The organism is Pseudomonas sp. CLCA07, assembly GCF_053615335.1.
Genome location: NZ_CM132131.1, coordinates 3,755,467 through 3,772,100 on the forward strand (window position 1 = coordinate 3,755,467; position 16,634 = coordinate 3,772,100).

Annotated in this window: 16 protein-coding genes; 8 read left to right on the forward strand and 8 right to left on the reverse strand. The window is 58.7% G+C overall.

Features of this window, described 5'->3' with window-relative positions; genetic code table 11:
• Window positions 1-216: 216 nt before the first annotated feature.
• From ACWGZX_RS17295 to ACWGZX_RS17325, 7 genes are all read left to right on the forward strand, one after another.
• Window positions 217-1,350, forward strand: coding sequence for a branched-chain amino acid ABC transporter substrate-binding protein (locus tag ACWGZX_RS17295; RefSeq protein WP_452624736.1), 1,134 nt, complete (start codon window positions 217-219; stop codon window positions 1,348-1,350).
• A 241-nt stretch (window positions 1,351-1,591) separates the two neighbouring features.
• Window positions 1,592-2,506: an ABC transporter permease subunit gene (locus tag ACWGZX_RS17300; protein WP_452624737.1), complete on the forward strand. Its 915-nt coding sequence runs from the start codon at window positions 1,592-1,594 to the stop codon at window positions 2,504-2,506.
• A 3-nt stretch (window positions 2,507-2,509) separates the two neighbouring features.
• Window positions 2,510-3,793, forward strand: a complete 1,284-nt coding sequence (gene livM, locus ACWGZX_RS17305; RefSeq protein WP_452624738.1) for a high-affinity branched-chain amino acid ABC transporter permease LivM — start codon at window positions 2,510-2,512, stop codon at window positions 3,791-3,793.
• Entirely contained in the window at window positions 3,790-4,665 is an 876-nt protein-coding gene (locus ACWGZX_RS17310) for an ATP-binding cassette domain-containing protein (protein WP_452624739.1), read from the forward strand. The genes livM and ACWGZX_RS17310 overlap by 4 nt, the downstream gene beginning before the upstream one ends.
• A complete protein-coding gene (locus tag ACWGZX_RS17315; protein ID WP_452624740.1) occupies window positions 4,662-5,378 on the forward strand; it encodes an ABC transporter ATP-binding protein in 717 nt (238 codons plus the stop codon). The genes ACWGZX_RS17310 and ACWGZX_RS17315 overlap by 4 nt, the downstream gene beginning before the upstream one ends.
• 370 nt (window positions 5,379-5,748) lie before the next feature.
• Entirely contained in the window at window positions 5,749-6,054 is a 306-nt protein-coding gene (locus tag ACWGZX_RS17320) for an HdeA/HdeB family chaperone (protein ID WP_223518482.1), read from the forward strand.
• A 1,041-nt stretch (window positions 6,055-7,095) separates the two neighbouring features.
• On the forward strand, window positions 7,096-7,863 hold the full coding sequence (locus ACWGZX_RS17325; protein WP_452624741.1) for an SDR family oxidoreductase: 768 nt from the start codon (window positions 7,096-7,098) through the stop codon (window positions 7,861-7,863).
• Between the two features lie 22 nt (window positions 7,864-7,885).
• On the opposite strand, the gene ACWGZX_RS17330 is transcribed toward ACWGZX_RS17325, so the two are convergent.
• From ACWGZX_RS17330 to ACWGZX_RS17360, 7 genes are all read right to left on the reverse strand, one after another.
• Window positions 7,886-9,013 (reverse strand): AGE family epimerase/isomerase, encoded by a 1,128-nt coding sequence (locus ACWGZX_RS17330; protein ID WP_452624742.1) that lies wholly within the window; start codon window positions 9,011-9,013, stop codon window positions 7,886-7,888.
• 343 nt (window positions 9,014-9,356) lie between these two features.
• Window positions 9,357-9,929: a HupE/UreJ family protein gene (locus tag ACWGZX_RS17335; RefSeq protein ID WP_452624743.1), complete on the reverse strand. Its 573-nt coding sequence runs from the start codon at window positions 9,927-9,929 to the stop codon at window positions 9,357-9,359.
• Window positions 9,930-9,958: 29 nt separating this feature from the next.
• On the reverse strand, window positions 9,959-10,573 hold the full coding sequence (ureG, locus tag ACWGZX_RS17340) for an urease accessory protein UreG (protein ID WP_007947546.1): 615 nt from the start codon (window positions 10,571-10,573) through the stop codon (window positions 9,959-9,961).
• A gap of 23 nt (window positions 10,574-10,596) precedes the next feature.
• Window positions 10,597-11,271: an urease accessory protein UreF gene (locus ACWGZX_RS17345; protein WP_452624744.1), complete on the reverse strand. Its 675-nt coding sequence runs from the start codon at window positions 11,269-11,271 to the stop codon at window positions 10,597-10,599.
• Window positions 11,268-11,768, reverse strand: a complete 501-nt coding sequence (gene ureE / locus ACWGZX_RS17350) for an urease accessory protein UreE (protein WP_223518489.1) — start codon at window positions 11,766-11,768, stop codon at window positions 11,268-11,270. The genes ACWGZX_RS17345 and ureE overlap by 4 nt, the downstream gene beginning before the upstream one ends.
• 206 nt (window positions 11,769-11,974) lie before the next feature.
• Complete coding sequence (locus ACWGZX_RS17355) at window positions 11,975-12,607, reverse strand: TetR family transcriptional regulator (protein WP_223518490.1); 633 nt, start codon at window positions 12,605-12,607, stop codon at window positions 11,975-11,977.
• Window positions 12,608-12,763: 156 nt separating this feature from the next.
• Window positions 12,764-13,108 carry a hypothetical protein gene (locus ACWGZX_RS17360; protein ID WP_452624745.1) on the reverse strand — a complete coding sequence of 115 codons (345 nt, stop codon included), beginning with the start codon at window positions 13,106-13,108 and terminating at the stop codon, window positions 12,764-12,766.
• Window positions 13,109-13,495: 387 nt separating this feature from the next.
• Here ACWGZX_RS17360 and ACWGZX_RS17365 point away from each other — a divergent pair, with 387 nt between their 5' ends.
• Window positions 13,496-15,571 (forward strand): AsmA family protein, encoded by a 2,076-nt coding sequence (locus ACWGZX_RS17365; protein ID WP_452624746.1) that lies wholly within the window; start codon window positions 13,496-13,498, stop codon window positions 15,569-15,571.
• 127 nt (window positions 15,572-15,698) lie between these two features.
• On the opposite strand, the gene ACWGZX_RS17370 is transcribed toward ACWGZX_RS17365, so the two are convergent.
• Complete coding sequence (locus ACWGZX_RS17370; RefSeq protein WP_452624748.1) at window positions 15,699-16,598, reverse strand: LysR substrate-binding domain-containing protein; 900 nt, start codon at window positions 16,596-16,598, stop codon at window positions 15,699-15,701.
• Window positions 16,599-16,634: the final 36 nt, after the last annotated feature.

A 16,634-nucleotide genomic window follows, 5' to 3' on the forward strand; every position in this document is an offset into this window, starting at 1 on the left:
CAATGATGGCGCATGCGGGTTGCGCCTTTAAAAATAAATGGTTTTACCTTCCGCGGTTTAGACGGTTGCACACCCAATGAAAATGGGATCGAAACAGTCGAAAAAACAATAAGGCAGCGACTTTTTTCAGAATAAAAAACCGATGGCACGGCCCTTGCTCTGAGCATTCAGAGAAATCGCAGTGCCAACTAAAAAAAAACCTTGGAGCACCACCTCATGTCCCAGACGTTTTACAAGAAAGGCTTTCTGGCCCTCGCAGTGGCAGCTGCGTTGGGTGTTTCTGCGTTTGCACAGGCTGATGTGAAAATCGGTGTGGCGGGGCCGATGACAGGTGCCAACGCGGCATTTGGTGAGCAGTACATGAAGGGTGCACAGGCTGCAGCCGACGCGGTCAACGCGTCGGGCGGCGTAAACGGGGAAAAAATCGTACTGGTCAAGGGCGATGACGCCTGCGAACCGAAACAGGCTGTGACGGTCGCCAAGGACCTGACCAACCAGAAAGTCGCTGGCGTGGTCGGTCACTTCTGCTCCTCGTCGACCATCCCGGCCTCCGAGATCTACGACGAAGCGGGCATCATCACGATCACCCCGGGTTCCACCAACCCAAAGGTGACCGAGCGCGGCCTGAGCGCCATGTTCCGTATGTGCGGGCGTGACGACCAGCAAGGCATTGTGGCTGGCGACTACATCGTCGACGTGCTCAAGGGCAAGAAAGTCGCCGTGCTGCACGACAAAGACACCTACGGCCAAGGCCTGGCTGACGCCACCAAGGCGCAACTGGAAAAACGCGGCGTAAAACCAGTGCTGTATGAAGGCCTGACCCGTGGCGAGAAAGACTTCAGCGCCGTGGTGACCAAGATCCGTGCGGCCGGTGCCGACGTGGTCTACTTCGGCGGTCTGCACCCAGAGGCCGGTCCACTGGTTAAACAACTGCGTACCGAAGGCCTCAAAGACGTGACATTCATGTCCGACGACGGCATCGTGACCGACGAACTGGTGACCACCGCTGGCGGCCCGCAATACGTTGACGGCGTGCTGATGACCTTCGGTGCCGACCCACGTCTGCTGCCAGACAGCAAGACCGTGGTAGACGCATTCCGCAAGGCCGGTACCGAGCCTGAAGGCTACACCCTGTACGCCTACGCTTCGGTTCAAACCCTGGCTGCAGCCTTCAATGGCGCCAAATCCAACAGTGGCGAAAAAGCTGCCGAGTGGCTGAAGAAAAATCCGGTAAAAACCGTGATGGGCGAGAAGACCTGGGACGGCAAGGGCGACCTGAAAGTCTCCGACTACGTGGTTTACCAGTGGGACAAGGACGGCAAATACCACCAGCTGGAAAAGCAGAAGTAAGGGCTGACTCGATGAGGTGATCCCCATAGATCCCTTGTGGGAGCGGGCTTGCCCGCGAATGCGCCAGATCAGTCGACATCAATGTTGGCTGATACACCGCTTTCGCTGGCAAGCCAGCTCCTACAGGGGGCGGTGGTGGCATGCCTGATCGTGGTTGACATTGCTCCTACGTATATCTGTATTTTCCTAGAAGAACCGCACACCCACAGGTGTGCAGGTTCTCATTGCGTGAGATTGCGTTATGGATGGTATTTTCCTGCAGCAACTGGTCAACGGCCTGACCCTCGGGTCGGTCTATGGCCTGATCGCCATCGGCTACACAATGGTCTATGGCATCATCGGCATGATCAACTTCGCCCACGGCGAGGTTTACATGATTTCCGCTTACCTCGCGGCAATCAGTCTGGCTCTGCTGGCTTACTTCGGTATTGAATCCTTCCCTCTGCTGATGCTCGGCACACTGATCTTCACCATCATCGTCACGGCGGTGTATGGCTGGGTCATCGAGCGCGTCGCTTACAAGCCGCTGCGTAACTCCACTCGACTGGCACCGCTGATCAGCGCCATCGGTATTTCCCTGATCCTGCAAAACTATGCACAGATCGCTCAGGGCGCCCGCCAACAAGGTGTTCCGACATTGCTGACCGGTGCATGGCGCGTTGATGTAGGCACTGGCTTCGTCCAGCTCACCTACACCAAGATCTTCATTCTGATCGCCGCGTTTGTCGGGATGGGCCTGCTGACCTACGTCATCAAGTACACCAAGCTCGGCCGCATGTGCCGCGCGACCCAACAAGACCGCAAGATGGCCTCGATCCTGGGGATCAACACCGACCGCGTCATTTCCTACGTGTTCATCATCGGTGCAGCGATGGCGGCCCTGGCCGGCGTGCTGATCACCATGAACTACGGCACGTTCGACTTCTACGCAGGTTTCGTCATCGGCATCAAAGCGTTCACCGCAGCGGTACTCGGCGGGATCGGCTCGCTGCCGGGTGCGATGCTTGGCGGGATCATACTGGGGATCTCCGAGTCGCTGTTTTCCGGTCTGGTCAACTCCGACTACAAAGACGTTTTCAGCTTCTCGTTGCTGGTTCTCGTTCTGGTCTTTCGGCCTCAAGGCCTGCTCGGCCGTCCTCTTGTGTCGAAGGTGTAAGCGATGTCTTCAACCACTAAAAAAACCATTGATATCAAAAGAAGCCTGGTTGACGCGATTCTTGCCGGCCTTGTAGCGCTCATCGTATTTGGTCCGATTGTCGGCATCGTCCTCGACGGCTATGGCTTCAATCTGCAACCAACGCGAGTGGCGTGGATTGTCGCCATCGTCATGGCTGGCCGCTTTGCTCTGAGCCTGTTCCTGCAAACACCCAAGGGGTTGAGAATTCTCGAAGGGTTTGAAACCACGGGCTCCGGGGTTCATGTACTGCCACCCGATTACAAATCCCGCTTGCGCTGGATCATCCCGCTGATGATCGTCATTGCCGTGGTGTTTCCGTTTTTCTCCAACTCCTACCTGCTGGGCGTGGTCATCCTCGGGTTGATCTACGTGCTGCTGGGTTTGGGGCTGAACATCGTGGTCGGCCTGGCCGGCCTGCTCGACCTGGGTTATGTGGCGTTCTACGCCATTGGTGCCTACGGTTTGGCGCTCGGTTACCAGTACCTCGGCCTGGGCTTCTGGACGGTGCTGCCGCTGGCGGCGATCACTGCCGGACTTGCCGGATGCATCCTCGGCTTCCCGGTGTTGCGTCTGCACGGTGACTACCTGGCAATCGTGACCCTGGGCTTCGGTGAAATCATCCGCTTGATCCTCAACAACTGGCTGTCACTGACCGGTGGCCCGAACGGGATGCCGGCGCCGCTGCCAACGTTCTTCGGTCTGGAGTTCGGCAAACGGGCGAAAGACGGTGGTGTGCCGTTTCACGAGTTCTTCGGCATCGCCTACAACCCCGACGTGAAGTACTACTTCATTTACGCGGTATTGTTCATGGTCGTGCTGGCCGTGTTGTACATCAAGCACCGCTTGACCCGTATGCCGGTCGGCCGCGCCTGGGAAGCCTTGCGTGAAGACGAAATCGCCTGCCGCTCCATGGGCCTGAACCACGTGCTGGTGAAGCTCTCGGCGTTCACTATCGGTGCTTCGACGGCCGGTCTGGCCGGTGTGTTCTTCGCCACCTACCAGGGCTTCGTCAACCCGACCTCGTTCAGCTTCTTCGAATCGGCCCTGATCCTCGCCATCGTGGTGCTCGGCGGCATGGGCTCGACCATCGGCGTGGTGATTGCAGCCTTTGTGCTGACCGTCGCACCGGAACTGCTGCGCGGTTTCGCGGAATACCGCGTGCTGCTGTTCGGCATCCTGATGGTATTGATGATGATCTGGCGACCGCGCGGCCTGATTCGGATCAGCCGTACCGGTGTGACCCCGCGTAAAGGAGTAGCGCCATGAGCGAAGTCGTACTCTCGGTCGAGAAGCTGATGATGCACTTCGGCGGCATCAAGGCGCTGAACGATGTCAGCCTGAAAGTCCACCGCAATTCGATCTTCGCCCTGATCGGCCCCAACGGCGCCGGCAAAACCACCGTGTTCAACTGCCTGACCGGGTTCTATAAAGCCTCGGGCGGCAAGATCGAACTCAACATCCGTGGGCAACAGACCAACGTCATCAAATTGCTGGGCGAACCGTTCAAACCGACCGATTTCGTTTCGCCGAAATCCTTCGCCAGTCGGCTGTTCTACAAGGCATTCGGCGGCACCCACCTGGTGAACCGTGCCGGCCTGGCGCGGACCTTCCAGAACATTCGCCTGTTCAAGGAAATGTCGGTGCTGGAAAACCTGCTGGTGGCACAGCACATGTGGGTCAACCGCAGCATGCTGGCGGGCATCCTCAACACCAAGGGCTACCGCAAGGCTGAAAGCGATGCGCTGGACCACGCTTTCTACTGGCTGGAAGTGGTGGACCTGGTGGATTGCGCCAACCGTTTGGCCGGTGAACTGTCCTACGGTCAGCAACGTCGCCTGGAAATCGCCCGGGCCATGTGCACCCGTCCGCAAATTATCTGCCTCGACGAACCGGCCGCCGGCCTCAACCCTCAGGAAACCGAAGCGCTGAGCGCGATGATCCGGCTGCTGCGTGACGAGCACGATCTGACCGTGGTGCTGATCGAACACGACATGGGCATGGTAATGAGTATTTCCGACCACATCGTGGTGCTGGACCACGGCATCGTCATTGCCGAGGGCGGCCCCGACGCGATCCGCCACGACCCGAAAGTGATTGCGGCCTATCTGGGCGCCGATGAAGAGGAAGTGGTGTTATGAGTCAACCGATCCTCGAACTCAAGGAACTGGACGTGTTTTACGGGCCGATCCAGGCCCTGAAGAAAGTCTCGTTGCACATCAATGAAGGTGAAACGGTCAGCCTGATCGGCTCCAACGGCGCCGGCAAGTCGACCCTGCTGATGTCTATCTTCGGCCAGCCGCGCGCGGCTGACGGGCAGATCATCTATCAGGGCGTGGACATCACCCACAAGTCATCGCACTACATCGCGTCCAACGGCATCGCGCAATCGCCGGAAGGCCGGCGGGTGTTCCCCGACATGACTGTCGAAGAAAACCTGCAGATGGGCACCATCCCTATCGGTGACAAGTACGCCAAGGAAGACATGCAACGCATGTTCGAGTTGTTCCCGCGACTTGAAGAGCGGCGCAACCAGCGGGCGATGACCATGTCTGGCGGCGAACAGCAAATGCTCGCCATCGCACGCGCGCTGATGAGCCGGCCCAAGCTGCTGTTGCTTGACGAGCCAAGCCTGGGGTTGGCGCCGATTGTGGTGAAACAGATCTTCGCGACACTGCGGGAGTTGGCCAAGACCGGCATGACGATCTTCCTGGTGGAGCAGAACGCCAACCATGCCCTCAGGTTGTCGGACCGGGCGTACGTGATGGTCAACGGCGAGATACGCCTCACGGGCACCGGCAAGGAGCTGTTGGTTAACGAAGAGGTGCGTAACGCTTATCTCGGCGGCCATTGAGTCTGCGTTGTTATGCACAAGCCCCGGCGCGCAATCGCCGGGGCTTTTTTGTGTTGGAAAGAGAAGTGTTGGTTGAATTTTAAGTGTTCAGGCGCGGGCCCGCGCAAATCTGATATTAGACGGTGAAACTATAAGTTGGCTCTAAGCTAGTGCAGAAAAATCAATCTTGATTACAAGCGCTATTTGGTTGTTTTTTGCGCTATTGTCATGTGCTAAAAATAGACATTGACACCGCGTGAAAGCGTCTATACTCATCCGGCGTGTCGCTTGTAATGCCGCTAAAATTAAGTTCTTATTTTTAGCGCAAATCAATACACGATATTGCCTCTTATATACAGAGGTATAATCAAAGTCTGTGGAGATGCTTAAAATGACTCATAAAGCCTTTTGCAAAATGGCCCTGGCTAGCTTGATTCTCTCATCTGTCAGCGGTGTTTATGCCGCGTCGACTAGTACCGATGATATGACGTGTAAGGAGTTCCTTGTAACGCCCCCTCCAGCTCAGGCCCCAGTTTTGCTTTGGGTTTCAGTCGACGAGAATATTAATTCAAATGGGGGTTCTTTCACTAAAGAAAAAGTTAAAGCAGAGGTTCTTCCAGAGTTTGTAAAACTTTGCCAGAAGAACCCCGAGAAAAAAGTATCTGGTTTCTCAGAGGAACTGAAGAAGTTGTTCTGAGTAATGTAATCACGAACTAGTGGCGCTTGTCGGTATTTTAATGCCGGCGAGCGTTTTGCCGTTTTTTTGAGTCCGATTAGTATGATGCGCATAGTTGGTTGAACCATTTCTCTGGTCCGATTCTCAAGAACCGGTTGCTGGCCGGCGAGTATCCCCCCACAAGGTGTGCGCTCCGTGGTCATCCCGGGTGTAATTAGGACGGCGGATGTAAATCACCTCATGATCGATTCCCAATTCACCACCATTCCCTGTGGCAGCGAGCCGGCTCCGGGCGGCGTTCCGACGATAGCAAAGTGTCAGTTGGCAAGCTTTTCTCTGACCCACTGCTTTCGTCGGAACGCCGCCCGGAGCCGGCTCGCTCCCACAGGGACTGTCGGGCGCATTCTTGAAATTGTGGAAAACAATATTCACAAGCTCTCAAAGCGCGACATAAAGCCGCTGTAAATTGTTGTTTTGTCACTGTTTTGACTTGTCCCCGTTTGCTGTGGAACTGGCTGTGAATAACGTGGGAGTAGCTGGCTGTACGCCTTTAAATACGTGGCTTGCAGCGGCGTGGTTGTTTTTTGATCAGTCGTTTTTGCGAGGCTGGAGGACGGCGTTGTCAACCTTTTTATTGGCGATTAAAGCAGGGTGAAACGGGCAGTAGCGGCCTGTGGATAAGTCTGTGGTTAAACTCTGGAAAGACTCGGCTAAGGGCCGTCGTTACTGGCTTGGCGCCATCGCTGGTTTGCGGGGTCAATCGTGCAAAATGCCCTGGGCTACACAGTGAGCCTGCGAGGGTCAAGCGAAAAACTTTCTAAACTCCCCGCAAAGCCTTGTACACAGCGGCCTCCAGCATTTCCACTTGCCCCCGGAAACTGTGGACCGACCTGTGGATAACGTGCGTGTACATGGCTGCAAGCCACGGGGCGTATGGTGCTAACAGCGTTGGTTGTTTTTTGCACAGCTTTGCGGTGGTTGCCGCTGTGAGCAAGGCCGGGCATGCTGCCAGCTGACTTTCAATTCCAAGGGCTGCCCGTCAGCCGAAGCAAGGAGAACACGATGTCCAACACCCTGTTTATTACCGGCGCGACTTCCGGTTTTGGTGAAGCCTGTGCCCGCCGTTTTGCCGAGGCTGGCTGGAAACTGGTGCTGACAGGCCGTCGTGAAGAGCGCCTTACTGCCCTGTGCTCCGAGTTGTCGAAGCAGACCGAGGTACATGGCCTGGTGCTCGACGTGCGTGATCGCAAAGCCATGGAGGAAGCGATTGCCAACCTGCCACCGTCCTTCTCGAAGCTGCGCGGGTTGATCAACAACGCCGGCCTGGCACTCGGTGTGGATCCTGCGCCGAAGTGCGATCTCGACGATTGGGACACCATGGTCGACACCAACATCAAAGGCTTGATGTACAGCACCCGTTTGTTGCTGCCGCGCCTGATTGCCCATGGCCGTGGCGCCGGCATCGTTAACCTCGGTTCTATCGCCGGCAACTATCCGTATCCGGGCAGCCACGTGTATGGCGCGAGCAAGGCATTCGTTAAACAGTTTTCGCTGAACTTGCGCTGCGACCTGCAAGGCACTGGCGTGCGTGTCAGCAACATCGAGCCGGGCCTGTGTGAGAGCGAGTTCTCGCTGGTGCGTTTCGCCGGTGACCAGGAGCGTTACAACGCGACATACGCGGGGGCCGAGCCGATTCAGCCGCAAGACATCGCCGAGACCATTTTCTGGGTGCTTAACGCGCCGGCGCACATCAACATCAACAGCCTGGAGTTGATGCCGGTGAGTCAGACCTGGGCTGGTTTCTCAATCGAGCGTAATGCCAAGGCTTAAGACCGCGATAGCAATCTGTCAGTCAGCGCAGATAGTCGACCAACCCGCGATAACAGGTCGCCAAGTGATAAGGCGTGGTCGACGGCATGTCCTTGCGGCTCACTTCGCCTTGTTCATCGCGACACTCATACCAGCCGCCCGCATGCAAAAAGCGCTGTTGCAGCGCCTGCAACTGGCGCTGCACAGAGGCCTCGCTGTTTGGCCGCAAGGTCAGGGCGCGCAGGTATTCAGCCTGTGCCCATATGCGCTGGGTGGCATCCTTTGCAGAGCCATCCAGATCAAGCATCGCCACGACGGCACCGGTGCATGGATCAACGCCCAGTTGCTCGGTGAGCGCAAATGCACGCTCAAGCGAAGCATGCAGTGTGGAATCGCGCAGCAACGGCGAAGACTCCAGCAGGAAATACCACTCGAACTGATGCCCCGGTTCAAACCAGTTATCCACAGCTCCTAGCGGTTTCTCCATCAACACGCTCTGTTGTGGGTCGATGAAGCGCTTCTGCATGGCTGTGCATAACTCAACGAGCGCGCGCTGCACGGCGATGTCTTCGCGCACCGACAGGGTGGCGAGGAAGGCTTCGGCCAAGTGCATCAGGGGATTTTGCAGCGGCCCGGAGTTGAGCGATGACCAGTCACGGTCGAGGCTGGCTTCGTACAGGCCGTCGCCTGTCGCGAAACGCTGAGCGATCACTTCCATCGTCGCATTGAGGGCCGATTCCACCAACGGCTCGCGCACCTTGTCCCAGTAATGGGCGCAGGCAAACAGGATGAACGCGTGGGTGTAGAGGTCTTTGCGCTGATCGAGCGGTGCGCCGTGGGGGTCGATGCTGTAGAACCAGCCGCCATGTTCAGCATCGTGGAAATGCTGCTGCAGGGAGCGGAATAGCGCAGCAGCACGCTCTTGGGCAGCCGGAACCTGGCCAATCAGGCTGGAGAACACATACAGCTGCCGTGCGCAGGCCATGGCCCGGTAGCGTTGAGGGGCCAGCGGTTGATGTTCCGCGTCCAGTGCTTCATAAGGCAGTGCCATGTTGGCATTCCAGCCGGGTCCTTGCCAGAGCGGCACGATCACGTCCTGGAAGTGCTGTTGCACCGAGGCGAACAGGGCGGTCAATTCAGGCAGGGAGGCGGAGCGGGAAACAGGCGGCATTGGCTGGCGTCGTCACGGCAGGGTTGATTGCGCGACATGTTAGCAGGCCTGAGAGATGCGGTGTCTGTCAGGCCGCTATCGCGAGCAAGCTCGGCTCCCACAGGAGTACGCATGCCACTGTGGGAGAGAGGCCGGCCTGAGAGATGCGGTGTCTGTCAGGCCGCTATCGCGAGCAAGCTCGGCTCCCACAGGAGTACGCATGCCACTGTGGGAGAGAGGCCGGCCGGAGAGATGCGATGTCTGTCAGGCCGCTATCGCGAGCAAGCTCGGCTCCCACAGGAGTACGCATTCCACTGTGGGAGCCGAGCTTGCTCGCGATGAGGCCATCACAGGCGATAAAAAATCAGCCCGCCAACAACCACACGCCAGTCGCCGCCGACGCTGCACCCGCCAGTCGAACCAACGGCACCGCCGCTTGCGGCAACACCCGCACCACGGCATAACCCAATCCATGCAACGCTGCCGTCGCCGCCACAAACCCGGCCGCATACGCCCAAGGGCTCGACATGTCCGGTAATTCCAATCCATGCGCCACACCATGAAACAGCGCAAACAACGCAGTCGCCCCCATCGCTACGCTCAACGGCGGACGCACTGCCAGCGCCACCGCCAGGCCCAGCGCCAGCACCGACGCGGCAATCGCGCCTTCCAGCGCCGGCAGGTTCAGCCCTTCAAACCCCAGTAACCCGCCCATCAGCATCGTGCCTACGAACGTGCACGGCAGCGCCCAGCGCGCTGCGCCTTTTTGCTGTGCCGCCCACAGACCGACCGCAATCATCGCCAGCAAGTGATCGAGGCCGCCAATCGGGTGGCTGATGCCGGCGATCAAGCCGTTGTTGCCATGACCCGGATGGGCGAAGGCGATGGCCGGGGTCAGCAGCAGGGCCACGGCGCCCAGAATGCGTTTCAGTGTCATGGGTAAGCTTCCTTGTTGATAAGTCGTGATCAGGCCGCTGTCAGCAGGCCCTGGCGTTCGATGAAGGCGATGATTTCCTCCAGTCCGAGACCGGTTTTCTGGTTACTGAAGACAAACGGTTTGCCGTTGCGCATGCGTTTGGTGTCGCTGTCCATCATCTCCAGCGACGCCCCCACCAGCGGTGCGAGATCGACTTTGTTGATCACCAGCAAATCGGATTTGCAGATACCGGGCCCGCCCTTGCGCGGCAGTTTGTCGCCGGCCGAAACGTCGATCACGTAGATGGTCAGGTCGGATAATTCCGGGCTGAACGTTGCTGACAGATTGTCGCCACCGGACTCCACCAGAATCAGGTCCAGCCCCGGAAAGCGGCGGTTCAGTTGATCCACGGCTTCGAGGTTGATCGAGGCGTCTTCGCGGATCGCCGTGTGTGGGCAGCCGCCGGTTTCCACACCGATGATGCGCTCGGGCGCCAGGGCCTCGTTGCGCACCAGAAAGTCGGCGTCTTCGCGGGTGTAGATGTCGTTGGTGACGACGGCCAGGTTGTAGCGCTCGCGCAGGGCCAGGCACAGGGCCAGCGTAAGAGCGGTTTTACCGGAACCGACCGGGCCGCCGATGCCGACACGCAGGGGTTGTGTGTTCATGTGGTTCTCCAAATTAAAAGGCCCTAGGAACGGAACAGGCGGCTGTACTGGCGCTCATGGGCCATGCACGCCAGGGACAGGCCAAACGCGGCGCTGCCATAGTGTTCGGGGTTGATTCGGGTGGCGTCCTGCTGGGCTTGTTGCAACAGCGGCAGCAGTTCGCTGGTCAGGCGCTGAGCGGCTTGCTGGCCCAGTGGCAAGGTTTTCATCAACACCGCCAATTGGTTTTCCAGCCAGCTCCAGAGCCACGCCGCCAACGCATCCAGCGGACTGATCCCCCAAGCCCGGGCGGCCAGCGCCCAGCCGAGGGCCAGGTGCGGTTCGGGGAGTTGTTCGAGGAAGGCGCGGGCGGGCGCATCCAGCTCCGGTAAGCCGTTGAGCAGTTGCTGCAACGAATAACCCATCTGCCGGCTTTCCTGATGCAGCTCGCGGGTTTCCCGACTGGCCCGGTGTTCCTCGCAACGCTGCAGCAATGTTGGCCAGTTTTCTTCGGCCGCCGCCGTGCAATGGGCGAGCAGCAGCGGCGCCTCGAACCGTGCCAGGTTCAGCAGTAGCTGATCGCTGATCCAGCGTCGTGCGCTGTCCGAATCGCACACTCGACCGTTATCCACCACCATTTCCAGGCCTTGGGAATAGCTGTAGCCGCCAATCGGCAGTTGCGGGCTGGCCAGACGCAGCAGCGCCCAGGCCGGGTTCATAGTCGGACGCCGAACTGATGCAGTTTCGGCGGGTAGTTGAAGTCTTCGTCGCCGTGTCGCGAATGGTGATGGCCGCCACCATAGGCACCGTGTTCCGGCTGGAAGGGCGCTTCAATGTTTTCGACCTTGGCTTCCAGCTGTTCGAGCATGGCTTTAAGCACGTAATCGTCGAGCAGGCGTAGCCAGCCATCACCGATCTGCAGGGCGACATGACGGTTGCCGAGGTGATACGCGGCCCGTGTCAGCTCGAAGGCATTGGCGCAGGTGACGTGCAGCAATTGTTCGGGGCGGGCGCAGACGCGCACGATGCGTCCGTCTTCGGCTTGCAGGCATTCGCCGTCATACAGAGGCGGCTGACCGCGCTCCAAAAACAACCCGACGTCTTCACCTTCGGCACTGAAACAGCGCAAACGGCTTTTACTCCGGGCTTCGAAGGTCAGGAGCAATACGGCGGCCCAGACGGGTTGAGGGTCGATTCTGCGATGAATCACCAGCATCGGAAGGCTTCCAGCAATGGACAATGCTCAGGCTAGAGCAAGGGGCTTGCCAATCGGGCGATACGTAGGAAATACCTTTCGGAGCTTGGTGGGGGTTTCGGGCTATTGCAGAATTTTGAGCGGGAGTGGTGCGAGGATGTTTGAGTTGCACCGAATTGATGCGCTGACAGGTTTTTGTGGGAGCGAGCAGGCTCGCTCCCACACGGTTACTCGGTGCTGCCGAGTCCTTGCCAGTGTTTGAGGCCGATAAAGATGAAGCGCAACTGCTGAGTGATCTTTGCTTGAGGAGTCAAATGCTCGGGCAGCGCCTCGGCCGGCGGATCGATAATGTCCGGCAAGGTCGCGAACACACTTTTAACGATCAGATCAGCCATCACGCTCAAACCAGCGATGTTGAGATGCTGAAGCTTTGGCATCAAGGACAAGTCAGCCGCCAAATCCGAGCTGATGTCTTCTCGCAACCGCCCAATCGCCAGTCGCACCGGCAGCGATCCGCCGTACTGTTCGCGGGCAAGAAACAGAAACTGCGAGCGATTGGCGCTGACCACGTCGAGAAAGATCCGCACCGACGCATCAATAATGCCGCCCATGACGAATTCGTTGTGGCGCACCAGGCGAATGGTTTCGCGGAAGGTCTGACCGACTTCGCTCACCAGCACCAGGCCCAGTTCATCCATATCAGCGAAATGCCGGTAGAAACCGGTGGGCACGATGCCGGCGGTTCTCGCCACTTCGCGCAGGCTGAGGCTGCCGAATCCTCGGCCGCACTCCATCAGATGGCGAGCAGCGTCCATCAGGGCGTTGCGGGTTTGTTGTTTCTGTTCGGCGCGGGGCAGCATCGCAAGAGTGTTTTCTGGACAGGACAGCGGCGCACTCTAGCAAATCGGCTTCGCTGGCGTCGAACGACTATCGGGGGATCAGGCGGGGAAATGCAGTTCTGTATAAATCAAAAGCCCAATCCGGGGATCGGGCTTTTTTCAGGGCGGCCATGGGGCTTAGCTCGTAGTGCTGTTGCGTTCGATCACACGGTCACCACCGCCTTCGGCAAGGGTTTGACCTTGTGGGGTACGGTCGGAGCCTCCTTCAGCCAGAGTTTGGCCTTGTGGAGTGCGGTCGGAGCCGCCTTCAGCCAGAGTTTGGCCTTGTGGAGTGCGATCAGAACCACCTTCGGCAAGCGTCTGACCTTGTGGAGTGCGGTCGGAACCACCTTCAGCGACGGTTTGGCTGAACGCCGAGTGGCTGTCTTTGACTTGCGGAGCGGTCTGATCAGGGGCTGGCAGAGCGAAAGCAGTGCTGGCTAGCATCGAGAGGGTCAGGCTAAGCAGTAGTTGGCGTTTCATGATGGGTTGCTCCTTGGGAGGGCGATCAAGTGGGTACGAGAGCAATGCTACTCTCGATAAGTCGATATGAAAGTTCATAAACGCAATGGTAATAATCAACAGAATTGATTGTTCTGCTGAGCGGCTCTAGAACGGGCGTTTTCGGCGAGTATTTTTGCCCTGGAATGGGTGGTTTTGACCCACTCGCGCCGCACAAAAAAACCGTTCGGTAACGCTGTCTGGAGTGAGCACGGTGACCCCGATCGATTATTTGAACGTTAATGGGCTGTTCGGTTAAACCTGCGCGCTTTTTCCCAGTCCTAGGTGTCATGGCAGGTCGGTTCTGGCCTAACGTTTCACACGTGCGTCGCAGTCAGGGCGCGCAGTCGTATTCAGGAGTCCTGTGCAATGACGCGCACCCCAAAGATATTTGCCTGGAGCTTTGCCAGTCTGGTTGTTCTGCTGGCGATACTCGTTTTGATCATTGTGTTTTTCGACTGGAACCGGATCAAACCCACGATTAATACCAAAGTCTCCGAAGAGCTGCACCGTCCGTTCGCCATCAATGGCAACCTAGCGGTGGTCTGGCAGCGCGAGCCTGACGAGGGCGGCTGGCGGGCTTGGGTGCCGTGGCCGCACGTGGTGGCCGAAGACTTGAGCCTCGGCAACCCGGACTGGTCGAAACAGCCGCAGATGGTCACCCTCAAACGCGTCGAACTGCGTATTTCACCGCTGGCCTTGCTGACTCAGCGGGTGGTGATCCCGCGCATCGACCTGACCGAACCGAACGCCGACCTTCAGCGTCTGGCTGATGGCCGCGCCAACTGGACGTTCAAATTCGACCCGAAAGACCCCAACGCCGAACCGTCGAACTGGGTGGTCGACATCGGCGCCATCGGCTTCGACAAGGGCCACGTCACCCTTGACGATCAGAACCTGAAGACACAGCTCGATGTGCTCATCGATCCGCTGGGCAAACCGATTCCGTTCAGCGACATCGTCGGCGACAAGGCGGCGAAAACCGCGCTGGAAAAGGGTGGTGCACCACAGGATTACGCCTTCGCCCTCAAGGTCAAAGGCCAATACCACGCGCAGAAACTCGAAGGCACCGGCAAGATCGGCGGCTTGTTGGCGCTGCAGGACGCGGCCAAGCCGTTTCCGCTGCAGGCTCAGGTCAATATTGCCGACACCCGCATAGAGCTGGCCGGCACCCTGACCGATCCCCTGAACCTTGGCGCGCTGGACTTGCGACTGAAGTTGGCGGGCAGCAGCCTGGGCAATCTCTATCCGCTGACCGGTGTGATACTGCCGGACACATCGCCGTACGCAACCGACGGGCACCTGATTGCCAAGCTGCATGAGCCCAGTGGCGCGGTGTTCCGCTATGAAGCGTTCAACGGCACGATCGGCGAGAGTGACATTCACGGCAGCCTGACTTACGTCGCCAGTCAGCCAAGGCCGAAACTCAATGGTTCATTACTCTCCGAGCAACTGTTGTTCGCCGACCTGGCGCCGCTGATTGGCGCCGACTCCAACGCCAGGCAACAGGCCCGTGGCGGCGACAGCAAGCAGCCGACGGACAAAGTGTTGCCGGTTGAAGAGTTCAAGACTGAACGCTGGCGTGACATGGACGCCGACGTCGAGTTCACCGGCAAGCGCATCGTCCACAGCGAAAAACTGCCGATCAACGACCTCTTTACGCACCTGATACTTAACGACGGCGTGCTCAGCCTGGAACCGCTGCGCTTTGGCGTGGCGGGCGGCAATCTGGAGGCACAGATTCGCTTGAATGGCCGTACCGAACCATTGGAAGGCCAGGCCAAACTCACCGCGCGCAGATTCAAGCTCAAGCAACTGTTCCCGACCTTCGAACCGATGAAAACCAGCTTCGGCGAGCTCAATGGCGATGCCGATATTTCGGGGCGCGGCAACTCAGTAGGCAAGCTGTTGGGCAGCGCCAACGGTACTCTGAAAATGCTCATCAACGACGGCGCGATCAGCCGCGAGTTGATGGAGCTGGCCGGGCTGAATGTCGGTAACTATGTGGTCGGCAAAATCTTTGGCGACAAGGAAGTGAAGATCAATTGTGCGGCGGCCGACTTCGACATCAAGACCGGGCTGGCGACCACGCGCCTGTTCGTCTTCGATACCGAGAACGCGATTGTCTACATTGATGGCACCGTGAACATGGCGACCGAACAACTGGACCTGACCATTACGCCGGAGTCGAAAGGCTGGCGCTTGATTTCGCTGCGCTCGCCACTCTACGTGCGGGGCAAGTTCATCAAGCCGGATGCCGGTGTGAAAGCCGTGCCGCTGATGCTGCGTGGGGCGGGGATGGTGGCGTTGGGCGTGATTGCGGCACCGGCGGCGGGGTTGCTGGCGCTGATAGCGCCCAGTGGTGGTGAGCCAAATCAGTGTGCGCCGTTGCTGGAACAGATGAAGGCGGGGAAGGCGCCAGTGACTGTTAAACCAACCCGATAAATTGCGGCGACGCTTTCGTCGGAACGCCGCCCGGAGCCGGCTCGTTCCCACAATGGATCATTGTTCGCAGGACCAATGTGGGAGCGAGCTTGCTCGCGAAGACGGCGTGACAGGCACTACAGATCTTTCAGAATGTATGCCCGGACAGCAACGCCTCCTCGCGCAACCACGCAAAAAACGCCCGGACCGGCGGATGTCGCTCGCGCCCCGGCACGCAAAGCGCGCTGTAACCGGCGCCATCGACCTGAATCTCGCCGCGATAAGCCACCAGCAAACCGCTGGCCACGCTTTCCGACACCAGAATATTGCTCGCCAGCACCAAGCCTTGACCGGCAATCGCCGCTTGCAGGGCGTAATGCTCTTCGTCGTATTCACGAACCGCCGGTTTGCCCGCCAACCATGACTCGCCTGACTGCGCGCACCACGCCTCCCAGCCATGGGCGTACAGCCTGGAGTTGTGCCAGTGCACGCTGATCAGCGTTGGCGTGTGAGTGGCCGCCAGCGTGACTTGCTCGGGCGAGCCGTACACGCCGAAGGACTCATCGAACAGGCACAAACCATAGAGGTTGGGGTAGGTGTCGAGGCTGTAGCGCAGCACCAGATCGACACTGGCGTCCTGATGCAAATCGATGACTTCGCAGTGGGTGTCCAGGCGCAGGCTGATGGTGGGGTGGCGCGCGTAAAAGCGCCCGAGGCGCGGCACCAGCCACAAGGCCGCGAACGCAGCAGTGGTGGAAACCGTCAGGTTGGTGCCACTGCGTTGCGGACGTAAGGTGTCGACGCTTTGCGCTACGTCCAGAAAGGCGCCGTGCAGGCTGTGAAATAACCGCTCACCGCCCTCGGTCAGGCGCACTTGCCGTGGCAATCGCTCGAACAGCGGCACGCCGAGCCAGGTTTCCAGGGAGCGAATCTGATGGGACACCGCCGTCGGCGTCACCGAGAGCTCTTCGGCCGCAGCCTTGAAGCTCAACAGGCGCGAGGCGGATTCGAAAGCGCGCAGGGCGGTCAGCGGCAGTGAGGCAAACATTCAATTCTCCATGGATGAAATAGATTCATCCAGACT

Bases quoted from the DNA above. Each gene is read 5' to 3' on its own strand.
- ACWGZX_RS17295 (WP_452624736.1), top strand. From the start codon at position 217: ATGTCCCAGACGTTTTACAAGAAAGGCTTTCTGGCCCTCGCAGTGGCA.
- ACWGZX_RS17300 (WP_452624737.1), top strand. From the start codon at position 1,592: ATGGATGGTATTTTCCTGCAGCAACTGGTCAACGGCCTGACCCTCGGG.
- livM (WP_452624738.1), top strand. From the start codon at position 2,510: ATGTCTTCAACCACTAAAAAAACCATTGATATCAAAAGAAGCCTGGTT.
- ACWGZX_RS17310 (WP_452624739.1), top strand. From the start codon at position 3,790: ATGAGCGAAGTCGTACTCTCGGTCGAGAAGCTGATGATGCACTTCGGC.
- ACWGZX_RS17315 (WP_452624740.1), top strand. From the start codon at position 4,662: ATGAGTCAACCGATCCTCGAACTCAAGGAACTGGACGTGTTTTACGGG.
- ACWGZX_RS17320 (WP_223518482.1), top strand. From the start codon at position 5,749: ATGACTCATAAAGCCTTTTGCAAAATGGCCCTGGCTAGCTTGATTCTC.
- ACWGZX_RS17325 (WP_452624741.1), top strand. From the start codon at position 7,096: ATGTCCAACACCCTGTTTATTACCGGCGCGACTTCCGGTTTTGGTGAA.
- ACWGZX_RS17330 (WP_452624742.1), bottom strand. From the start codon at position 9,013: ATGCCGCCTGTTTCCCGCTCCGCCTCCCTGCCTGAATTGACCGCCCTG.
- ACWGZX_RS17335 (WP_452624743.1), bottom strand. From the start codon at position 9,929: ATGACACTGAAACGCATTCTGGGCGCCGTGGCCCTGCTGCTGACCCCG.
- ureG (WP_007947546.1), bottom strand. From the start codon at position 10,573: ATGAACACACAACCCCTGCGTGTCGGCATCGGCGGCCCGGTCGGTTCC.
- ACWGZX_RS17345 (WP_452624744.1), bottom strand. From the start codon at position 11,271: ATGAACCCGGCCTGGGCGCTGCTGCGTCTGGCCAGCCCGCAACTGCCG.
- ureE (WP_223518489.1), bottom strand. From the start codon at position 11,768: ATGCTGGTGATTCATCGCAGAATCGACCCTCAACCCGTCTGGGCCGCC.
- ACWGZX_RS17355 (WP_223518490.1), bottom strand. From the start codon at position 12,607: ATGCTGCCCCGCGCCGAACAGAAACAACAAACCCGCAACGCCCTGATG.
- ACWGZX_RS17360 (WP_452624745.1), bottom strand. From the start codon at position 13,108: ATGAAACGCCAACTACTGCTTAGCCTGACCCTCTCGATGCTAGCCAGC.
- ACWGZX_RS17365 (WP_452624746.1), top strand. From the start codon at position 13,496: ATGACGCGCACCCCAAAGATATTTGCCTGGAGCTTTGCCAGTCTGGTT.
- ACWGZX_RS17370 (WP_452624748.1), bottom strand. From the start codon at position 16,598: ATGTTTGCCTCACTGCCGCTGACCGCCCTGCGCGCTTTCGAATCCGCC.